This window comes from Burkholderia sp. AU27893 (assembly GCF_002223205.1).
Classification (GTDB): Bacteria; Pseudomonadota; Gammaproteobacteria; order Burkholderiales; family Burkholderiaceae; genus Burkholderia.
In genome coordinates, this window is record NZ_NKFD01000004.1 from 976,891 (window position 1) to 997,936 (window position 21,046).

Annotated in this window: 21 protein-coding genes and 1 pseudogene; 15 read left to right on the forward strand and 7 right to left on the reverse strand. The window is 63.4% G+C overall.

Annotated elements, in window-relative coordinates; translation table 11 throughout:
* Positions 1–290: 290 nt before the first annotated feature.
* Positions 291–956: a class I SAM-dependent methyltransferase gene (locus tag CFB47_RS24275; RefSeq protein WP_179243736.1), complete on the reverse strand. Its 666-nt coding sequence runs from the start codon at positions 954–956 to the stop codon at positions 291–293.
* A 219-nt stretch (positions 957–1,175) separates the two neighbouring features.
* Positions 1,176–1,607 carry a hypothetical protein gene (locus CFB47_RS40645; RefSeq protein WP_143330860.1) on the reverse strand — a complete coding sequence of 144 codons (432 nt, stop codon included), beginning with the start codon at positions 1,605–1,607 and terminating at the stop codon, positions 1,176–1,178.
* A gap of 82 nt (positions 1,608–1,689) precedes the next feature.
* On the opposite strand from CFB47_RS40645, the gene CFB47_RS24280 reads away from it, so the two are divergent.
* Positions 1,690–2,373, forward strand: a complete 684-nt coding sequence (locus CFB47_RS24280; RefSeq protein ID WP_089458339.1) for a hypothetical protein — start codon at positions 1,690–1,692, stop codon at positions 2,371–2,373.
* Positions 2,374–2,385: 12 nt separating this feature from the next.
* On the opposite strand, the gene CFB47_RS24285 is transcribed toward CFB47_RS24280, so the two are convergent.
* Positions 2,386–3,612 carry an acyltransferase gene (locus tag CFB47_RS24285; RefSeq protein WP_089462530.1) on the reverse strand — a complete coding sequence of 409 codons (1,227 nt, stop codon included), beginning with the start codon at positions 3,610–3,612 and terminating at the stop codon, positions 2,386–2,388.
* Positions 3,613–4,003: 391 nt separating this feature from the next.
* Between CFB47_RS24285 and CFB47_RS24290 the strand changes: the two genes are divergently transcribed.
* Complete coding sequence (locus CFB47_RS24290) at positions 4,004–4,240, forward strand: DNA-binding protein (protein ID WP_039351245.1); 237 nt, start codon at positions 4,004–4,006, stop codon at positions 4,238–4,240.
* A gap of 655 nt (positions 4,241–4,895) precedes the next feature.
* Here the strand turns inward: CFB47_RS24290 and CFB47_RS24295 are convergent.
* The 3 genes and pseudogenes from CFB47_RS24295 to CFB47_RS24300 all read right to left on the reverse strand — a co-directional run.
* A pseudogene (locus CFB47_RS24295) lies at positions 4,896–5,225 on the reverse strand (hypothetical protein); the annotation flags it as partial.
* Positions 5,226–5,491: 266 nt separating this feature from the next.
* Entirely contained in the window at positions 5,492–6,823 is a 1,332-nt protein-coding gene (locus tag CFB47_RS40650; protein WP_143330861.1) for a HEPN domain-containing protein, read from the reverse strand.
* A 182-nt stretch (positions 6,824–7,005) separates the two neighbouring features.
* A complete protein-coding gene (locus tag CFB47_RS24300; protein ID WP_256946746.1) occupies positions 7,006–7,296 on the reverse strand; it encodes a hypothetical protein in 291 nt (96 codons plus the stop codon).
* A gap of 893 nt (positions 7,297–8,189) precedes the next feature.
* On the opposite strand from CFB47_RS24300, the gene CFB47_RS24315 reads away from it, so the two are divergent.
* On the forward strand, positions 8,190–8,792 hold the full coding sequence (locus CFB47_RS24315) for a hypothetical protein (protein ID WP_218829430.1): 603 nt from the start codon (positions 8,190–8,192) through the stop codon (positions 8,790–8,792).
* An 11-nt stretch (positions 8,793–8,803) separates the two neighbouring features.
* Entirely contained in the window at positions 8,804–9,784 is a 981-nt protein-coding gene (locus tag CFB47_RS40655; protein ID WP_143330862.1) for a hypothetical protein, read from the forward strand.
* A gap of 240 nt (positions 9,785–10,024) precedes the next feature.
* On the opposite strand, the gene CFB47_RS24325 is transcribed toward CFB47_RS40655, so the two are convergent.
* Complete coding sequence (locus tag CFB47_RS24325) at positions 10,025–10,243, reverse strand: DUF2188 domain-containing protein (protein ID WP_089462534.1); 219 nt, start codon at positions 10,241–10,243, stop codon at positions 10,025–10,027.
* Between the two features lie 329 nt (positions 10,244–10,572).
* Here CFB47_RS24325 and CFB47_RS24330 point away from each other — a divergent pair, with 329 nt between their 5' ends.
* From CFB47_RS24330 to CFB47_RS24380, 11 genes are all read left to right on the forward strand, one after another.
* Positions 10,573–11,034 (forward strand): type II toxin-antitoxin system VapC family toxin, encoded by a 462-nt coding sequence (locus CFB47_RS24330; protein WP_179259022.1) that lies wholly within the window; start codon positions 10,573–10,575, stop codon positions 11,032–11,034.
* Positions 11,035–11,233: 199 nt separating this feature from the next.
* Positions 11,234–12,130, forward strand: a complete 897-nt coding sequence (locus tag CFB47_RS24335) for a VOC family protein (protein ID WP_089462535.1) — start codon at positions 11,234–11,236, stop codon at positions 12,128–12,130.
* Between the two features lie 9 nt (positions 12,131–12,139).
* Positions 12,140–13,033, forward strand: coding sequence for a CoA transferase subunit A (locus CFB47_RS24340; protein ID WP_089462536.1), 894 nt, complete (start codon positions 12,140–12,142; stop codon positions 13,031–13,033).
* A 10-nt stretch (positions 13,034–13,043) separates the two neighbouring features.
* Positions 13,044–13,841: a CoA-transferase subunit beta gene (locus CFB47_RS24345; RefSeq protein WP_089462537.1), complete on the forward strand. Its 798-nt coding sequence runs from the start codon at positions 13,044–13,046 to the stop codon at positions 13,839–13,841.
* Between the two features lie 8 nt (positions 13,842–13,849).
* The gene (locus CFB47_RS24350; protein ID WP_089462538.1) at positions 13,850–14,782 is read left to right on the forward strand and encodes an enoyl-CoA hydratase; all 933 of its coding nucleotides are present in this window, start codon (positions 13,850–13,852) and stop codon (positions 14,780–14,782) included.
* A complete protein-coding gene (locus tag CFB47_RS24355; RefSeq protein ID WP_089462539.1) occupies positions 14,779–15,867 on the forward strand; it encodes a nitronate monooxygenase family protein in 1,089 nt (362 codons plus the stop codon). Before CFB47_RS24350 ends, CFB47_RS24355 begins: the two co-directional genes overlap by 4 nt.
* Before the next feature lie 25 nt (positions 15,868–15,892).
* On the forward strand, positions 15,893–16,702 hold the full coding sequence (locus tag CFB47_RS24360) for an enoyl-CoA hydratase family protein (RefSeq protein ID WP_089462540.1): 810 nt from the start codon (positions 15,893–15,895) through the stop codon (positions 16,700–16,702).
* Complete coding sequence (locus CFB47_RS24365) at positions 16,699–17,868, forward strand: acyl-CoA dehydrogenase family protein (RefSeq protein ID WP_089462541.1); 1,170 nt, start codon at positions 16,699–16,701, stop codon at positions 17,866–17,868. Before CFB47_RS24360 ends, CFB47_RS24365 begins: the two co-directional genes overlap by 4 nt.
* Positions 17,869–17,903: 35 nt before the next feature.
* Positions 17,904–18,971, forward strand: a complete 1,068-nt coding sequence (locus CFB47_RS24370; RefSeq protein ID WP_089462542.1) for an acyl-CoA dehydrogenase family protein — start codon at positions 17,904–17,906, stop codon at positions 18,969–18,971.
* A complete protein-coding gene (locus tag CFB47_RS24375) occupies positions 18,971–20,122 on the forward strand; it encodes an acetyl-CoA C-acetyltransferase (protein WP_089462543.1) in 1,152 nt (383 codons plus the stop codon). The genes CFB47_RS24370 and CFB47_RS24375 overlap by 1 nt, the downstream gene beginning before the upstream one ends.
* 33 nt (positions 20,123–20,155) lie before the next feature.
* Entirely contained in the window at positions 20,156–21,046 is an 891-nt protein-coding gene (locus tag CFB47_RS24380; protein ID WP_089462544.1) for an SDR family oxidoreductase, read from the forward strand.

Consider the following 21,046-nt stretch of genomic DNA (forward strand, 5'->3'; position numbering starts at 1 on the left):
GTGGGTTGGACGCCGAAGTGTAAATCAACCTGGCGGTCAGAAACGCTGGGTCCCCAGAAGGAACTGCGATGCCATGACGATGCGGGTTCGCACCTGGATCGAACGCATGGCTGCATCCGGAAAACGTTGCCGGATCTGCACGGGAGGCGGTAGCAATGTCCGATTGCGGTCACCATGCGGCGATTCCGACCGACCGGTTCGGACTGTCGAATTCAGGGGGCAGGAATGCGCGAGTGGTGAATCGTTCCGATGGGTGCGACTGAATTGAATAGCCGCACCCGCGTCGCCGATCAGAGTTTGCGCATCACGCAACCAATATGGTCAGCGCGATCAGGGGAGAGCGTTTCGATCGTCGCCAGGCCCTCGATTTCACGGCAGATACTGAACGTCTCGCTTCGATTCGAGATCAGGAAATCGCGCCCGTCGACGTGGAAGTTCCATTGGTGGAAGCCTTCCCAGTTCTCGTTCAGCGCCTCGTTCGCCGCATGCTCGGTCGCAATGAAGCCACCGCGTTTCGTCACGGCGACCATTTGCCGAAACGCTTCGACCGGATTGTAGCTGTGGTCAAGCGTGTTTTTCGCATAGGTCAGGTCGAACGTGTTTGCCGGAAACATCGTGGTCAGGCATTCGCTTTCGCACTGCCGGGTTTTGATGAGGGGAAGCCCCGAGGGAAAATCCAGGCGGCTGTACAGATCGCCCAGCGCATCGACGGCGGTGATGTCCAGCGGCATGCCGTTCATCTTCTTGCCCAGCACCGTCATCGGGCCGGCGCCCACGTCGAGGATCTTCGGATTCGGAATGCCATTCAGCAGCTCGGCTATCCACGGATGTACTTCGGTATCGGGGTTGATGCGGAACTGAAAATCTTCCGGCCACGGACCGCCCTTCGTATCCAACCACTTCGACCAGAATTCGATTTCGTTATCGATTCCGCTAGACCACTGCAGTTTTTGCATTGTGTCCGTCCAGAGGGTATGGACGGTCGATTCTATCATCCGCCGGCAGGCTGTCATCGGTCGACGAAACTTCGGGCGATGCGGGGATCGGTGCGGTGTACTGACCGGCCGCTGCTCACACGACGACCCTTTCGCGCAGCATGCGTGAACCGGCATCCGTATTCCCCCTGACTTGCCGGTCACGCTTGTGTATCGGCCTCGCACGCGCCCTGTGCGAGGTCACACCTTTGCAACGTTTCTTCGAAGCATGCGGCCACACCCGATCGACGGTAGCGGAGGCGGATGTGCGCTGACGCCCGGCAGGCCTTGTTCGGCGTGCATCGCGATATCGATGCGTGCGCACACAATCGCGCGCTGCGGTGTCTCGTGCCGAATATCGATGCGTTCCTGAAACATTTCTCCCGATTCCGCCCTGCACGACGGCGAGCGTTTGGCTGCGACGCTTGCTGCGCGTCGATTGGCGTGGCATGGCACGTGCCTTGCGGTGGACCCGGTGCCGTCAGTGCAGACGAATCTCGCCAGAACGATCAGGGCATCGGCGGCATGTAACGACATCGAAACAAACGGGGAATCGGATCGGGTCGCGGACGCCGCGCATGTCGTATCGGCCGTGCGCAAGAGGCAACGCGTTCCCGATTCGTCGAACAGCAAGCGTGCTTGCGAGGTGTCGTGCCGGGGTTCGCGTCACGCGTGGCGGCACAGGCCGCATGCGTTGGCGAGGCGCGCCCGGCACATGTCGGGGGAGGCGCCCGTGAAAATGACGGTGAACCAATGGGCAGCGGTCGTGGTGACGTGCGCTGCGAGCATGCATGTCGTTGCGCAGGAGATCTACCTGCAGGGCGGCACGCAGGGCGTCGGCATCGGCGCGGCCTTGAGTTTCAATTCGATGCTGGGCGCGCACGCGGACTTCAACGCGATCGATCTTTCGCATGACTTCACGGTGGCGGGCAATCGCTATCAGGACGACCTGAAGCTGCGCCAGGGCGGCCTGTACGCGGACATCTTTCCGTGGCGAGGTAGCGGCTTCCGCGCGACGCTCGGTCTGCGCTTCAACGACGACGATCTGCGCGGCGTATCGGTGCCGACCAACGGCACGTACGTGTTCGGCGGCAAGCACTATCCGGCGATGCCGGGGATGAACGCGGTGGCGGAAGCGCGCTATCCGACCGTGATGCCGTACTTCGGGATCGGCTACGGGCACCGGCCGGCGTCGAAGGGGCTGGGCTTCGTTGCGGACCTCGGCGTGGCGTACGGGATACCGAAATGTTCGTACACGCTGTCGCCGGAACTGGCGGCCGCGGCCGGGCCGGCGAAGAGCCAGATCCTGGCCTCGAGCGGGCTGGATTCGCTGCGGCAGGTGATGTCGCGCTATCGGTGGTACCCGGTGTTGCAGATCGGGATTTCGTATCGGTTCTGAGCGGTGGGCAGGTCACAGCGTGGCCGTGTGACGCTCGCGCTCGGGCGGTACCGATCGGTGTGCCGGACGCGCGCTGCTGCGTTTCGCGATGAATGGATGCTCGATGTAGCGATAGGTCAGCAACGCACAAAGTACCGCGACCAGCGCGCATCCAAGCGAGAGCATCCAGCGTTGCAGGTCGTCCGCGGAACCGATCTGGAAAACGAACCGGTCGAACGCGTGGATCAGCATGTACACGATCACCATGTGGATCATGTAGATGCTGAAGCTGACCGTGCCGAGCAACGCGAGCGGCCGGGTCTTGAGCAGGCCGTAGAACGTGTTCCCGCACGCGACGCAGACGAACACGGGCAGCAGCGGCAACACGCCCTCGATCGAATAGCGTTCACCCGGGCTCGGGGCGACGGCAAGGATCAGCAACGCGACAGTGGCGGCCGATTTCGTGTCGAGCCGCGCGCGGATGGCGGGGTGCCGCGACAGCTCGAATGCCACGGCACCGAGCGCAAACAGCAGGGCCAGGCTGCCAGGCTGCCCGAACAGCGTCGCGCAGATCGTGACGACCGCGAGCGCGAACAGCTTGCGCCACGCATGCGTCGCGACGAACCACGCGAGAAACGGAACGACGGCATAGAACCGCCATTCATATCCGAGCGTCCACCAGACGCCGCTCAGATAGCTGGTGTGTTGGGCGCCGTTGATCGGGAACGCGCCGAACCAGCCGAGCGACACGGTCTTGAGCACGTCGGCCAGCAACTGCGTCGGCGCGTCCACGACGTGGCGGGGAAACCAGACCAGCGTGCAGACGACGATGACGATCGCGCAAGCGAGATAGAGCGGGGCGACGCGCCGCACGCGCCCGACGAAGAAGGTCCGCACGTCGAGCGTGCCCTTGCACGCGCGTTCCCAGAACAGGAACCCGGTGACCATGAAGAACATCGCGACGGGAATCGTCCCGAGATTGCGCAGGAAGCCGGGGCTCGTGCCCCAGCTTCCGGTCGTGAGCAGACGCTGGTTGCACGCGAAGTGATGAAAGACGACGGAGGTGGCGAGGATGCCGCGGAATCCGTCCAGGTTGCGATAGCGCATCGACAGCGACTGGTCGACGGCGAACCGGTAGAACGGCGTGTGTCGCGCGACGAACCACGCGATGACCGCCACGGCCGCAAGGCAGGCCGGGAAGTAGAGTTTGTCGGGAGTCGGGGAAAGGAGGGTGTCGAAAGAAGGCGTAACAAAGTCCACTGAAAGGCGTCTCGTGTCTTGATCGGGATTTCAGGCACGGATGATCCGCGTCGATGCAAGGTCTTCTGCGCGCTTTGCTCGGCGTTCTATCGCCAGTCTCATGGTTTCGATGGTATCAAACGACGCCGATGGCCGCAGAGCCGGCGAGTGGCGGCCGGCTACGCGTCGGAAACTGGCCATTCGGCTGTCTTTCACCTCGCTCCGTCCCGGTTTACCTTGGGCGACAGCAGTTCGAGGCGTCGGGCCAGCGGCGGGCGGTGGGCGGATCCATTGCGTCCGGTGCCGAGGGCCAGCGCCGACATCGTCGTCCGTCCGTGATCAAGATGATAGCAATGCTTGCACTTCATCCTGTTGGCGCTATCATTGATAGCAAATCCGGATAGAGGAATTCATGGCAAATCTACTGGTGCGTAACGTGGATGACAGTATCGTTCAGAGCCTGCGCGAGCAGGCTGCGGCAAATGGCAGGAGTGCCGAGGCCGAACATCGGGCCATCCTGGCCGATGCGCTCGGCCGGCCGAAGCGAAAGACATTTGCGCAAGTGCTGATGAGCATGCCCGATGTTGGCGACGACGCGGATTTTCAACGTGTTCAGGATTCCGGCGAGGCCAGGCGTGTATTTGATTGAAGCATTCGATCGGCCGGCAACCCTTGTCGCACAGGGACGTGTTCAGAATCTGTTCAGAATTCGTTAAGAACTCACCTTCACTCGAATGGGTTCGATTCCTCGCGCATCTGCGTGGGTTTCGGCTGACGTGTCCGACATGTGGCCGAGCAAAGCCTTCGTATCGACGTTTCCCGTGCTTGTCATACAGTTGCTTAGAAAGGCTCCGGATCTCATGGAACGAAGGTGCATTCGCATCCGGGATGCCAGCTTGCCTGCGAGCTCGCGCGAACGCCACCGAAATCACCCCAACAGGCGCACCCGCCACCGTCCCGTTTTTTTTCGTCCCCATGTAGTGAATCAGGTACTGGCTGATGACGCCGGTCTTCTTGCAGCGCGCGACCACGTCGGCGAGCGTCATTCCCATCGCGTCGAGCCGGAGCGTTGTCGGGATCACGACGACGACCCCAGTCTTCTGCCTCGTGTCGCGCGTGTCCTTGCTTGCCCCATGATCGCTCCCGGCGAACGCAGGTCGATCGATCTTGAGCAGATACAAGTATCAAGAGCATCGCGTTCTCCAACCAGTTCGTGATCTTCGGCGCTCGCTCGAAAATCTTCTGGAAGGTTTCCAGCGTCAGGCGGCTGCGCTTAGTCGTGAACTTCACGCCTTCAGTGAGCGCTGCCGGATTTCTGGCAGGTACTCCGGCGAGCCGAGCGTGCAGTCTTTCCGCGCGCCCTTCGTAAAATCGTCGCGCCGGCGCCGGAATTCATCACCGACGCGACTCGTCGCCTGGTTCAGCTCGCGGGCATTGTCGCCCATCGGCATCGCCGCCAGTTCGCGCTCGACCTCGCGCTGACGCTCCGACGCGTAGTCGGCCAGCTCCGCATCGATCTGCGCGCTACGCTCCTTCAGCTTGTTGATCGCTTCGTGATAGCGCACCTCCTTTTCCAACTGCACGGCACGATCGTATGCCGCACGAATTGCGGCCTGGTCGCGCATCAGCTCTTGTCGCCGTCGGTCCCTCGTCCATACCAATCTCACGCAAACAATAGACGCAATATGGATGCTTGCCGAGATGCTCGATATTCCAGTTCGCCGTGAAGACTGCGACACTATCGAGACTAGTGTATTCATGGCGGATACACGTGATTCGAGCATTGATAACTTTCGTTTCATGGTCCAAACGCAAAAAAGCCCGCTTGGCAACGCGCCATGCGGGCTTTTTTAGTGCGCAAGATCGGCTCAAAAATGACTAACGACAGCTCGGGCAGAAATCAAGCCCCCTTGGCAACGCCAAGTTCGACGACGTCATGTTCGGCGGCGTGTTGACGGATCCTCGCCGTTGTCATGAAACTAATTTTTCGAACGGCTTGAAGCAGATGTCGCAATTCTGGGGAGTCGTCACCACCTCCACTGGCGATAAATCGATAAGCCTCAATAATTTGCCCGGCCTGACTCGCATTGATAATTCCATTGTCAACGAAATTATTAACTCGAATTGGAATAATCTCAGCCGGATTTACGGGCTTTTCGAGTCTTATTGACAAGTGATCGAGTCGATTCATTAGTCGCATAATCGTATCACGCAACATTGCTCGATGCGGCTTGCGAAAAATTCGATGCGCCCTCATCAAAGCCTCAGCCGCGCCACGTGCCTCCACGTCCGAATCTGATGTCAATGCCGTTGCCATGCTCTCTAGATCAGCGGCCGCGTCATCCGGAACGCGAACTTCCTCAAGCTTTCCAATCGCAGCCAAAATGATCTTCTTTAATTCGGTCGCGAGACTTAACACGCTACTGTGCTCCTCTTTGCTGAGGTAAGTATTGTGCGCAACCTTGCACCGCAGATCGTACAATTCTGACCAGCGTTTTTTCAGAAACGTGTCCTGGCAGTCAACGATATCGGAAAAATATCTAGACCAATTAGATGCCGGAACCATTGACTTGAGGTTGCCTATTCGCCCCTTAAGGTCATCCAGTTTTGCATCCGCTGGAATTTCGCGAATAGTCTTATGCATTGCCTCCTGAGCATCTCTCGAATAGGATTTCGTCAAATACTCAATCAGTGTGATAAAATCAACATTATGTAGCGGATCAACGCCGTCCTCACTCCTCCCCGTTCGGGTTATTTCACTCTTAACTTCAGTAGGCGCCGACTGATCAACCCATCGCGCACCTAATGTCTTCAACATAAAGAGCGTAATCAGCCTGCGCATTTCATTTTCAACATCCAAAATAATTGGATAGGCAAGCTTTGCGTATCTAAACCTTACGTCGTCCCACAATGTTTCAACACTAACCCCACCTAGTGTGTGAAGGTTAGCTCGAAACGCCCGTAACGCTTCAGAAAATCGATCACAATCATCCTGGGATACATCATTGCCTGATTCAAATTCGAATAGATGCCGCACCCCAACTCTATTTTCATTATTAAACCAATCCGATGCCTTGTAAGTGCACGAAAAATCACCCTTATATTTCAATTTTCCGTCGCCAATCACAAACTCAGGATCAGCATTCACCGCCTTAATTAACGTATTTGCACGTGCGCATAGAGACTTGTGTGCATCGTGTATGCTAACGATCTCAACTCGAATTGTGGTCATTTTTACGTCTCAGTCCCCGAGAACCGAAGCATACAACGACTAGCCGCGCTTTGTCGCAGGTAGCAACCCTCGACGTTACAATGATGGGCATAGCTCAGACTTCGCGGCCTGATAAAGCGCGTGTGCGTCTGCGGTTGGTCGATGTCGTGGTGTACACCAGACGGCAGCACTGCATTCATCGTTCATAGATTTGACCCGGACTCCGCTGAAATGGCGTTGAATTGCTGCTCGGGCTTCCCCCCAAAAAAATCGTCAACACAGACATCGGTCAACTGAACGCGTCGTTTCATGGCACGATGTGCTGCCGCAATCTCGCGTTCCTCAACGAGGGCGTGACGATCAGACGAGTTGAACTCGCGACACGTCGAATCAGTTCCCCGAAGGCCCAGCCGTGGCACATAGGTCTTCTGCCATTCGTACCATTCGCAAAGCAGTTCTTCGATCTGGTTGCTTTCGTCGATCGTCATGTTCATCCTGTTTTCGATTTGCTTGATAGACGGGGCATTCGTCGTTATACGACGACCGTGAAATTGATGCCGGAGTGTGTGAGCCAGTCGCCTACAGCGTGGCGCATTGTCCGATTGCGCGGCCACGGGAACGAGATCTGCGTGCCGTGCTCCGTCTCCGTGATCTCCCCAGAAGACGGGCATTCGTCGAACGCGATGAGATCCGCTCGAGTCATCCCGTTGCGATCGCGGATCGCAGATATGACCAGCCGCTCTGGCACGGCGCAATAGGGAATGGATGCGTGTGCGCTCATTCGTCGTCCCTCAAATCTAGTACGTGTGCGCCGCTCGCAAGGAAACGCCCCAGCACGGGCGATTTCTGGTTGCGGTAGCCGTATGCCTACGTCCGGAACACGCCCGTCTCAACCCACCGAGGATCGGTCTTCGGCATTCGCGCCCGATGCGTTCTCGGGAATGAACGCATCGACCCGGACCGTTGATCAACTGGCGCTTGACGGTCAGGATGGCGTCGAGCATCACACGATGTCGATGATCACTGTGAGCGGAGAGGGAAACCCAATTTTTTCCGGATGCACAAGCTGGATGACCGGAAGCGAGCCGTTGTGATCCTGCATCCGGACGACAGGGAGGAGTGGCTGACGACATCGAACGTCAATGCGGCGCCCGATGCTGCAGCTATATCCGGCCGACGATATGTCAGCAACGCTTGCATCGACGTCGTAATTTGGGGAGGGAGAGGCGTCTCCATGAGATGACAACTGTGTTTTTATACAGTAATATTGGTTTGAAGCGGTGACTGTGTACTGCTGTCATGACTAATGTTGGTCTCTATGGGCTACAATCCGCCGCGAGAGTACCCTGAGCGCCGGACGCTCAAACAGCGCGCGGAAAGGCTGAGAGTGCGCGCGAAAAATAAAGACCAATACCGGGGTGACAGTTCTGTGATACCAGCATTCAACGCGTCTATGGTGTTGCCGCCGTTTGTGGGCGAAACGCCGACAAAGCGCGCCGCATGTTCTCCATATGTTGCGACGTTTTCCGAATATGTTTTGCGTTTCGGGCACTCCGACGAACGCCGCGAGATACTCCGCGGCCTGAGGACGTATCGAGCTGAGCTTCGTGCGAACGGATTTGTTGCTGGCTATCAATGGCTCGATGGCAGCTTTTCTGAGAATGTTGAGGCGACCCGTGGCCGTCCCCCAGGCGACATCGATGTGGTCACGTATGCGTACCGTCCGTCGCACTTACTTGATACGCAGATGTTCGGCCAATGGTGCATGCAAAATCGGGGACTGTTCGATACACATGCCCTGAAGCAGAGGCTTCACTGCGAAGCATTTTTCATCGATCTTCACAAGCCGCCGCATCTGTTGGTGGACGATGTGCGATATTGGAGCGGGCTGTTTTCCCACCAGCGAGAGACCTTTCTCTGGAAGGGGATGGTTAACGTGCCACTCGACTCTGACGACAACGATGCCGTGGTCGCCGGAATATTGGGGTAGGAGGGAGAGGCATGCTTAAGAAGCTGAAACGCGATGCATTAGTCGCCGATCTAACGTCGGTGCAGGGGCTGCTCGGCGCGCGCAGTTTGGATGAGGATCCGACTGGATTCTTGCAGTACGAGTCGCGGCGCCAAGGCATTGAGGACGAACTCGCCCGTCTATCTGACGTGCCTGATACACATGCGTCGCTTGCTGTATTTTTTGGCGGTGGTCCGGTACATGGCTCATACGGAATCGATGCCGATTTTGCCGGAGGTGCTCTCGAAGAAGTTCAAGAGTTGATCAAGAGGTGTCTTGCTACCCGTGAACTCGGCCAGCTTCGGGATCGCGGTCGAATTCCTCTGCGCGGAAACGCGCAAATGCTGGTTACTGACGTAGCTCGCGGGTCATTTGGTTTTGTTCTCGAAGAAGCGGGTGGCGAAACTCCACTTATCGACACTGTACTCAAGGACGTAGTGGACGAGGTTGCAGAGCTGCTGGGGCAAATCGGGTCAGTCGATGAGCGTGACTTTGAGGCGGCCAGCGAAGCGTTGGACAGCCGAGTTCTTGTTTCGCTTCGAAAGTTTTTCCGTCGATTAGACGAGGGGGATGCGACCGTTCGTATTGTCGAGTCTGACCGTGACTTCTTATTGGATCGCGCCTCGATTAGTCGCGCGCGCTCGCGTACCGATGCGATGGAAATCGAAGAGTCTGGGCAACAGTTCGAAGGGGATTTGTTCCTGCTCCCGGACTCCAGACGGTTCGATATGCACACGTCGATCGACGGGCATGCTGTTGCAGTTAGCGGCCCGGTATCTAGAGATGTTATGCGCCAACTGGAAGGGCAGCCGGAGTTGGGCACATCGCCAATTGATCCTCGCGACATCCCGCGTCAGCCATGGCGGGTACTTCTTAAGGTCCGGACGATTCGCGAGCGTGGCCGCGCGCCGAGAACTGCGTATTCGCTTGCTCGGTTGATCGAAGCAATTGCGCCGCCGGGCGAAGAGGGCTAGTCCCGTAGCGGGCGGGGGCCTTCAGGCGCGAGGTGGGCGCCCTGCTGTTTCCGGGGACAATCATGGGGAGTAACGGGGTATCAATCGGATCGGGATTCAGCGAAATATTTTAAAATCAATCACATATACCCCCGACATTCCCCATTACTCCCCGCCAAATTGGGTTCGAGTCCCATCAGCCGCCTTGCGCTGAAGCATCAAAAACAGCGGGCGCCTGGAGCGCCTGTTTTGATTCACGGATTACGGCTTACGCCATTTATCGCGCTGTCCGCCGGTGGTATTTCGCACGCGCTCGACGTGAATCGCTGCATCTCGGTTCAGTTCCCTAGCGCGCTCGATTGCACGTTCCTGAGTTGGTTCAACTGCGCTGGCTCTCTCGGACCCGGGCTTCCGAACCGCATAGTCGCCTTGCTCGCGGCGCTCGATATAAAGATTGTCGCTATCTTTCTTCGTGCTCATTTGAAGCTCCTATTAAAAACTCAATTGCGCTTTCGGTGCGATCTAACCCCGCGCATGACCACTATATATGGTGCCAATGCGAAATTCAAATGCCAAATGTAGTGTCTTGGCTGGCGGCATGAAGCCGGCAGGAAACTTTCACGTGTAGTCGAGCCGTATCGGACTGCATTCGAGACCGGTTTTGGCTTTTCTGTCAGCGTATGTATTTTCAGTAGGGGCGAGTGCTAAACGCCGCATCGCGCCAGAGGCTGTTCAGAACACGTAGGTAAGTGCTTGATTCTTATGGCAGCAAGATGCACACTCTGGCACGTGATTTTCCGCCCGAATGCATGCCTAACCAATTGAAACCAAAAGAAAAGACGTCGAATCACCCTGCCTATCTGATTGACACGCCCGTCATCAGCGAAATCAGGAAGGGCAAGCGAACCAACCGAGGCGTGCGGGCGTTCTTCAGGCAGGCCGCGGCGGACTCAAGCCCGCTTTACCTGTCCGTCGTGACGGTTGCTGAACTTCGCCGCGGCGTCGATCTGATTCGTCATCGCGGCGATCATCCTCAGGCGTCGGCGCTCGAGGCCTGGATGGCGACCATCCTGTCCGGCTATGCGCCGAACATCCTGCCGGTCGACATCGAGATCAGCCAGATGTGGGGGCATTTGCGCGTGCCCGATCCGACGCACGAACTCGACAAGCTGATCGCGGCTACCGCGCTGATCAACGATCTCACGGTGGTCACGCGCAACGTCGCGGATTTCGCCCGCACCGGCGTCCGGCTGCTGAACCCGTTCGACTGAACCGGATTGCCGCGCCGCGGCAATCCGCACCCGCTCCCCGTCTCCTGCCGCATGCATAGCCCGTCCCACCGGGTTTCCGCGCACACCTGCGCCACGCCAGTTCCCCGCCGCCTCTCGTCCCAACAGACGATGTAACACCACCCCCGACCGGCCAGAATCCTTTCACGAACAACGGATTCTGAACGAGGAGGAGGCCGACATGATCGATGTCCGTGCGCTTGGCTATGTCGTCGTCGAGGCGACGCGCGTCGATGCGTGGCGCCGCTACGCCGAAGACGTGCTGGGCATGCAGGCGCTCGACGCGCCCGACGGCGCGTTGTACCTGAAGATGGACGAACGCGATTTCCGCTACGTGATCGTGCCCGGCGCGACCGACCGCTATTTCGCGTCGGGCTGGGAACTGCCCGACGGCGCCGCGTTCGACGCCGCGCTGGCGGCCCTGCAGCGCGCGGGCGTCGAGCCGGTGCGCGCCACCCGCGACGAAGCCGCGCTGCGCCGCGTGCAGGCGATGGCGTGGTGCACCGACCCGTCCGGCAACCGCCACGAGCTGTACTGGGGCGCGCGCTGCGACTTCCGCCGCTTCGTGTCGCCGCTGGGTGTCCCGCACTTCGTCACCGGCGACATGGGGCTCGGCCACGCGGTGCTGCCCGCGCCGCAGTTCGACGCGACCGACGCGTTCGTGCGCGGCGTGCTCGGCTTCGAGCTGTCCGACATCTTTCGCGTGAAGTTCACGCCCGATCCGGCGGAACCGGAGAAGCGCATCCACTTCATGCACTGCCGCAACGCGCGCCATCACAGCCTCGCGCTGTTCGAGATGGCCGTGCCGTCGGGCTGCGTGCACGTGATGGCGGAAGTCGACTCGATGGACGAAGTCGGCCGCGCGCTCGATCGCGTGGCCGCGCACGACGTGAAGCTGTCCGCGACGCTCGGCCGTCACTGCAACGACCAGATGATCTCTTTCTACATGAAGACCCCCGGCGGCTTCGATCTCGAATACGGCTTCGGCGGCCTCACGGTCGACTGGTCGAAGCACGCGGTGTTCGAGGCCACGAAGGTGAGCCAGTGGGGCCACGATTTCAGCATCGGATACCGGTAAGCCAGCACGATGACGATGAAACCTCTCGACAAGACGATGTCCGCGCGCGACGTGGTCGCGCAACTCGCCGACGGCATGACGATCGGCATCGGCGGATGGGGGCCGCGGCGCAAGCCGATGGCACTGGTGCGCGAGATCGCGCGCTCGAACCTGAAGGACCTGACGATCGTCGCGTACGGCGGCGCCGATGTCGGCCTGCTGTGCGCGGCCGGGAAGGTGCGCAAAGTGGTGTTCGGCTTCGTGTCGCTCGACGTGATTCCGCTCGAACCGCATTTCCGCCGGGCCCGCGAGCAGGGCCGCGTCGACGTGCTCGAACTCGACGAAGGGATGCTGCAGCTCGGCCTGCGCGCGGCTGCCGCACGCCTGCCGTTCCTGCCGACCCGCGCCGGGCTCGGCACCGCGCTGCTCGATCACGCGCCGCAACTGCGCACCGTGCAATCGCCGTATGACGACGGCGAGACGCTGCTCGCGATGCCCGCGATCGAACTCGACGTCGCGCTGCTGCACGTGAACGCGGCCGACCGGATGGGCAACACGCGCATCGACGGCCCTGATCCGTTCTTCGATGCGTGGATGGCGCGGGCCGCACGGCGCTGCTACGTGTCGGCGGAAACGGTCGACGCATCGCTCGCGAGCGAAGACCTCGATGCGGCCAAACGCAACCCCTTCGAGCGCTCGCTCGTCACCGGCGTCGTGCCTGCACCGGGCGGCGCCCACCCGACGTCGTGTGGGCCGGCCTACGGCTGGGACCTGCCGCACCTGCGTGCGTACTGCGCGAGTGCGGAAGACGACGCGAAAACGACGGCGTACCTGCGCGACGTGGTCGGCCAGGACGAACGCCAGTACCTCGAAGGCGTCGGCGGCCTGTCGCACGTGACGACGCTGCCGTTGCCGATTCTGTAAAGGAGCGCCTGTGAGCGAATCTCTCGACCATTCCCTCGCGGAACTGATGATCGTCGCGTCCGCGCGACTCTGGCGCGACGACGGCGAAGTGCTGGCGACCGGCATCGGCACGGGCCCGCGGCTCGCGGCCGGCCTCGCACGGCTCGCATACAACAACGGGCTGATGCTGACCGACGGCGAAGCGTATCTCGTCGAGGAGCCGGTGCCGCTTGGGCCCCGTCCGGACGGCTATCGCGTGAAGGCGAGCGGCTGGATGACCTACGAGCGCGTGTTCGACTGCCTGTGGCACGGCCGCCGCCACGCACTCGTGATGCCGACGCAGATCGACCGTTTCGGCCAGGCCAACATCTCGTGGCTCGGCGACGACTACGCGCGCCCGAAAACCCAGCTGCTCGGCGCGCGCGGCTTCCCCGGCAACACGACGAACCATGCGAACTCGTTCTTCGTCAGCGGCCACGGCAAGCGCACGTTCGTCGAACACGAAGTCGACATGGTGTGCACGGTCGGCTACAACCCGGCGCGCCGGCTGCCAGGGATGAAGACCTTCGTCGACCTGCGCAGCATCGTCACCGACCTGTGCGTGATGGATTTCGGCGGGCCCGACCATGCGATCCGCGTGCGTTCGCTGCATCCGGGCGTGAGCTTCGACGAGGTGCAGGACGCGACGGGCTTCCCGCTGCTCGCCGCACCCGACCTCGGCACGACGGTCCCGCCGAACGCGGAAGACCTGCGCATCGTCCGCGCGCTCGATCCGCACAACCTGCGCGCGACGATCGTGCGCAACAATCCGGCGCCGCGCCGGGGATGAGGCACGACATGGAAGCGACCCAGGTGACCTTCGGCGACGGTGTCGTCGACTACGCGGTCGAGGATGGCATCGCGACGATCACGATGAACCGCCCCGAGTATCACAACGCGCAGAACTCGAAGATGACGTATGCGCTCGACGCGGCGTTCCGGCGCGCGGCGCACGACGACGCGGTGAAGGCGATCGTGCTCGCGGGCGCCGGCAAGCATTTCTCGGCGGGCCACGACATCGGCACGCCGGGCCGCGACATCCACGAGTCGTTCGATCGCGCGTCGCTGTGGTACGACCACGTCGACAAGGAGGGCGGCGAATTCCTCTATGCCCGCGAGCAGGAGGTGTACCTCGGGATGTGCCGGCGCTGGCGCGACCTGCCGAAGCCGACGATCGCGATGGTGCAGGGCGCGTGCATCGCGGGCGGCCTGATGCTCGCGTGGGTGTGCGACCTGATCGTCGCGTCCGAGGATGCATTTTTCGCGGATCCGGTCGTGCGGATGGGGATTCCGGGCGTCGAGTATTTCGCGCATGCGTACGAGCTGAACCCGCGCATCGCGAAGGAATTCCTGTTCCTCGGCGAGCGGATGCCGGCCGAGCGCGCGTACCAGATGGGGATGGTCAACCGCGTGGTGCCGCGCGAGCGGCTGCGCGACGCGACCTACGCGATCGCCGCGAAGATCGCGACGATGCCGCGCCTCGGGCTCACGCTGACCAAGCAGGCGCTGAACCACGTCGAGGAGCTGCAGGGCAAGCGCGCGGCGATGGACGCGGCGTTCGCGTGGCATCACTTCGCACATGCGCACAACGAACTGGTGAGCGGCGATCGCCTCGGCGGCTACGACGCGCGCAGCATGGCCAGCTCGCAGCGCCAGCCGAACGGCGCGGACCGCGGCGATACACAGGCTCAGGCGCAGGCACCGGTTGCCGTCAACGGAGCCGCCGCATGAGCACGACGCTGCATACGCCCTTGTGCGACCTGCTCGGCTGCCGCTATCCGATCGTGCAGACCGCGATGGGCTGGGTGGCCGATGCCCGGCTCGTCGCGGCCACCGGCAACGCCGGCGGCTTCGGCTTCCTCGCTGGAGCGACGCTCGAACCCGACCAGGTCGAGGCCGAGATCCTGAAAGTGAAGTCGCTGACGGACCAGCCGTTCGGCATCAATTTCCACATGTTCCAGAAGAACGCGCAGCAGGTCGTCGAACTGGCGATCAAGCACCGGCTGCGCGCGGTGAGCTACGGCCGCGGGCCCGATGCGAAGACGATCCGCCGCTTCAAGGAGGCCGGCATCGTCTGCATGCCGACCGTCGGCGCGCCGAAGCATGCGGCGAAGGCGGTCGAACTCGGTGCGGACATCGTCACCGTGCAGGGCGCTGAAGGCGGCGGCCACACCGGCTCGGTGCCGACCACGCTGCTGCTGCCGAAGGTGCTCGACGCGGTGCGCGTGCCGGTGGTCGCGGCCGGCGGGTTCTTCGACGGGCGCGGGCTGGCGGCCGCGCTCGCGTATGGCGCGGCCGGCATCGCGATGGGCACGCGCTTCCTGATGAGCGCCGAATCGCCGGTGCCGCGCGAGACGCTCGAAAGCTACGTCGCGGTGGGCGACCCGGCGCGCATCCGCGTATCGGACGCGCTCGACGGGCTGCCGCAACGGATGATCGACAACCCGTACCTGCTGAAGCTCGAACGCTTCGGGCCGCTGCGCCGCACGTGGTTCGCGTTGAAGACGGCGGAGGCCTGGCGGCGCCAGAACGGCCTGAGCACCGGCGACATGCTCGGCCTCGCGCTCAAGGCGTTGCGCTCGCACGACTACACGGCCAGCCAGATGCTGATGGCCGCGAACGCGCCGTTCCTGATCCAGCGCGCGATCGTCGAGGGCCGCCCGGATGAAGGCGTGCTGCCGAGCGGCCAGGCGGCCGCGATGATCGGCGCGATCGAATCGTGCGACGTGTTGATCGCACGGATCGTCGCGGAAGCGGGCGAGCGGCTCGACGCACTGGCCGCGCTGCGCGGCGCGCCGGCCGCACAGGCCGCGTGAACACCATCACAGGGAGGCAGACGAGATGACAACTTCCAACCAACCGGCCGGCGCAACGCCGTTCCGGATCGATCGCGCCGACGGCATCGCCGAACTGGTGATCGCCCATCCGCCCGTGAACGCGCTCGACGCGCAGGGCTGGCATGCGCTCTCGCGCGCGCTCGACACGCTCGGCGAGGACGACGACGTGCGCGTGATCGTCGTGCGCGGCGAAGGGCGCGGCTTCTGCGCGGGCGTCGACATCAAGGAACTGGCCGCGCATCCCGAGCGGATCGTCGCGGTCAACGCGGGCAACTACGAGACGTTCCGTGCGGTGCACCGCAACCCGAAGCCGGTGATCGCGGCCGTGCACGGCTTCGTGCTCGGCGGCGGGATCGGCATCTGCGGCGCGGCGGACATCGTCGTCGCGGCCGACTGCGTGCGTTTCGGCGTGCCCGAGATCGACCGCGGCGCGATGGGCGGCGGCGCGCACCTGCAGCGGCTGTTCGGCGTGCAGAAGGTGCGCGCGATGTACTTCACCGGCGACATGATCGACGCGGCCGAAGCGTACCGGCTCGGCGCGGTCGAGCAGGTCGTGACGCGCGACACGCTGCGCGACGCCGCGCTCGCGATCGCCCGCAAGATCGCGGAGAAGAGCCCGGCGATGGTGCGGCTCGCGAAGGAGGCGCTGAACGGCGTCGAGGACGGCGATCTCGAGGACAAGTACCGCTGGGAGCAGGGCTTTACGCTGCAGGCGTACATGACGAACGACTCGACGGAAGCGCGCGCCGCGTTCGTCGAGAAGCGCGATGCGCGTTTCGATGCGCAGGCAACCGCCGGGGAGGCACGCGCATGAACCTGACCTATACGCCGCAACAACAGGCGTTTCGCGCGGAGATCCGCGCATGGCTCGCGGCGCACGTGCCGCGTGAGCGCTTGCCGAGCTTCGACACCGAGGCAGGCTTCGCCGCGCACCGCGAATGGGAGCGCACGCTGCACTCCGGCCGCTGGAGCATGGTCACGTGGCCGCGCGAGCTGGGCGGGCGCGGCTGCGACCTGATCGAGTGGCTGATCTTCGAGGAAGAGTACTGGCGTGCCGACGCGCCGATGCGCGTGAACCAGAACGGCATCTTCCTGCTCGGCCCGACGCTGATGGATTTCGGCACGGCGGAGCAAAAGGCGCGCTTCCTGCCCGCGATGGCGGCCGGCGAGCACGTGTGGGCGCAGGGCTGGTCGGAGCCGAACGCGGGTTCCGACATGGCCGCGATCCGCACGACGGCCGCCCGCATCGGCGACGACTACGTGCTGAACGGCCAGAAAATCTGGTCGACGCGCGCGGTGTGGGCCGACTGGTTGTTTGGCCTGTTCCGCAGCGATCCCGAATCGTCGCGTCACCACGGGCTCACGTTCCTGATGGTGCCGCTGTCCGCGCCGGGCATCACGGTGCGGCCGATCCGCCAACTGAACGGGCAGACCGGCTTCGCGGAAATCTTCTTCGACGACGTGCGCGTGCCAGTCGAGAACCGGCTCGCGGCCGAAGGCGCGGGCTGGCAGGTCGCGATGGCGACGGCCGGGTTCGAGCGCGGGCTGATGCTGCGTTCGCCGGCACGCTTCCAGCGCACCGCGCAGGCGCTGCGCGACCTGTATCTCGCGCACCGTGACAGTGCCGATCGCGATCCGACGCTGCGCGAACGCGTGGTGCAGGCATGGATGGATGCGCAGGCCTATGCGCTGTCGACCTACGCGACCGCGAGCCGGCTGCTGAAGGGCGGTCATATCGGCGCGGAGTCGAGTACCAACAAGGTGTTCTGGTCGGAACTCGATCTGCGCATGCACCAGACCGCGCTCGACATCCTCGGCGCGCACGGCGAGGTCGTCCCGCAGACGGCCGCGCAGCACGCGACGCTCGGCCACTGGCTCGACGGCTTCCTGTTCGCGCAGGCCGGCACGATCTACGCGGGCACCAACGAGATCCAGCGCAACATCGTCGCCGAACGGATGCTCGGCATGCCGCGCGCGTAAGCGCGCCGGCGCCACTCTTACAGAACGGACATCGTATGGATTTCGTATTCGATGAAGACCAGGAAGCGCTCGCGGACAGCGTGAAGCGCCTGCTGATGACCGAGATGACGCCCGAGCTGATCCGCGAGCTGTGGGCCACGCCGACCGGGCGCTCGGACGACCTGTGGGCGCTGTTCGCGTCGCAGGGGCTGACGGCCGTGTCGGTGCCCGAGGCGCACGGCGGCCTCGGCCTGACCGAAGCGGAATGGGCGCTCCTCGCGCAGGCCTACGGCTATTTCGGCAGCCCCGAGCCGCTGCTCGACACGGCGCTCGTGTCGGCCGGCGTGCTCGCGCGGCTGCCGGCAATCGACTGGCGCGATGCGCTGCTGCGCGACATCGCCGAAGGACGTGCGCGCGTCGCGCTCGTGCATCCGGTGAACCCGTATGCGGCCGACGTGCATGTCGCCCAGACGCTGCTGTGCGAGCACCGCGGCGAGCTGCACCGCGTCGACCCCGCGCAGTGCGCGTGGCGTGCGGTCGACAGCGTCGACCCGTCGCGGCGGCTGTTCACGCTCGACTGGGAACCGTCGGCGGCCACGCGCATCGCGAGCGCCGACGAAGCCGCGCCGCTGCTGAACCGCGCGCTCGACCACGGCGCGTTCGCGGTGGCCGCGCAACTGCTCGGCCTCACGCAGCGCGTGCTCGACGTCGCGATCGACTACAGCGCGCAGCGCAAGCAGTTCGGCAAGGCGATCGGCTCGTACCAGGCGCTCAAGCACCTGCTCGCCGATGTCGCGATCCGCTACGAGTTCGCGCGGCCGGTGGTCGCACGCGCCGCGCAGGCGATCGCCGACGATCACCCGCAGCGCGCGGTGTTCGTGTCGCACGCGAAGCTCGCGGCGACGTCGGCCGCGCAACTGGCCGCCCGCCACTCGATGCAGGTGCACGGCGCGATCGGCTACACGTGGGAGCTCGACCTGCAGATCTTCATGAAACGCATCTGGGCGCTGTCCGGCAGCTGGGGCGACAGCGCGTTCCACAAGGCCCGCGTGGCCGACGCGATCCTCGGCGACGCATTGCCGATCGGCCCCGCACAGACCTTCGACCTCGAGGAATTGAACTGATGAGACAAGCCTATATCGTCGACGCGCTGCGCACGCCGACCGGCCGTCGCAAGGGCGGGCTCGCGCACGTGCATGCTGCGGACCTCGGCGGCTTCGTGCTGAAGACGCTGGTCGAGCGCAACGCGATTCCCGCCGACGAATACGACGACGTGGTGTTCGGCTGCGTCGACACGATCGGCCCGCTCGCGGGCAACATCGCGCGCACCTGCTGGCTCGCGGCCGGGCTGCCGCTGCAGGTGCCGGGCGTGACGGTCGATCGCCAGTGCGGCTCGTCGCAGCAGGCCGTGCACTTCGCCGCGCAGGCCGTGATGAGCGGCGTGCAGGACGTGGTGGTGGCCGGCGGCGTGCAGACGATGACGCAGATCCCGATTTCGTCCGCGATGACCTGCGCGGCGCCGCTCGGCTTCAACAATCCGTTCTCGGGCAGCACCGGCTGGCGCGCGCGCTTCGGCGACGCGCCGGTGTCGCAGTTCATCGCCGCGCAGCGGATCGCCGATCACTGGAACCTGTCGCGCGACGCAATGGAGCGCTATGCGCTCGAAAGCCACCGCCGCGCGGTGGCGGCGATCGAGGCTGGGCATTTCAAGCGGGAAATCGTGCCGCTCGAAGGCGTGCTGCATGACGAAACGCCACGCCCCGACACGTCGCTGGAGAAGATGGCGACGCTCGAACCGCTGACGCCGGGTGGCTCGCTGACGGCTGCCGTCGCGAGCCAGACGTGCGACGCGGCCGCCGCGCTGCTGATCGTGTCGGAGGAGGCGTTGAAGCGCTACAACCTCACGCCGCGCGCACGCATCCATCACCTGAGCGTGCTCGGCGACGATCCGCTGTGGATGCTCACCGCGCCGATTCCGGCGACGAAGGCTGCGTTGAAGGAGAGCGGCCTTGACTGGTCTCGGATCGACGTCGTCGAGATGAACGAGGCATTCGCATCGGTCGCGCAGGCCTGGCTTGCCGACACGCGGTTCCCGCACGAAAAGACCAACCCGAACGGCGGCGGCATCGCGCTCGGCCATCCGCTCGGCGCGACCGGCGCACGGCTGATGACGACGCTGCTGCACGAACTGGAACGCACGGGCGGCCGCTACGGGCTGCAGACGATGTGCGAAGGCGGCGGCCTCGCGAACGTCACGATCATCGAGCGCCTGTGAGCGCGTCACCTTCACGATCCACGAGGCACCAGCATGGGAATCTGTAACGGACGCACCGTCATCATCACCGGCGCGGGCGGCGGGCTCGGGCGCGAATACGCGCTGGCGTTCGCGGCCGAAGGCGCGGCGGTCGTCGTCAACGACATCCGGCACGACGCCGCGCAAGCGGTCGTCGACGAGATCGCCAGTCGAGGTAAAAGCGGCGGCGGCCGCGCGCTCGCGAATGCGGACGACATCACGCAGGTCGACACCGCACAGCGGATCGTCGACGCGGCACGCGAAGCATTCGGCGACGTGCACGTGCTCGTCAACAACGCGGGCATCTGCCGCGACAAGATGTTCACGAGCATGACGGAAACCGACTGGGACGACGTGATGCGCGTGCACTTGCGCGGCCACTTCTGCCTGTCGAGCGTGCTGGCGCGCGTGTGGCGCGACGCGGCGAAGGCCGGCAACCCGGTCGACGCGCGGATCGTCAACACGAGTTCGGGCGCCGGCCTGCAAGGCTCGATCGGCCAGTCGAACTACGGCGCGGCAAAGGCTGGCATCGCCGCGCTCACGCTGATGCAGGCAGCCGAGCTACAGCGTTACGGCGTGCGCGTGAATGCGCTGGCGCCGGCCGCGCGCACGTCGATGACCGAAGGCGTGTTCGCCGACATGATGAAGAAGCCCGAGGACGGCGGCTTCGACTATTTCGATCCGGCCAACGTCGCGCCGCTGGTCGTGTGGCTCGGCAGCGCGCTGTCGGCCGACGTGACGGGCCAGGTGTTCGAGGTCGCTGGCGGGATGATCGCGGTCGCGGAAGGCTGGCGCACCGGCCCGAGCGTCGATCGCGGCGCGCGCTGGGCGGCGGCCGAGGTCGGCCCGGCGGTGGCACAGCTGCTCGCCGCCGCGCGCCCCGCGCAGCGCGTGTACGGGAGCTGA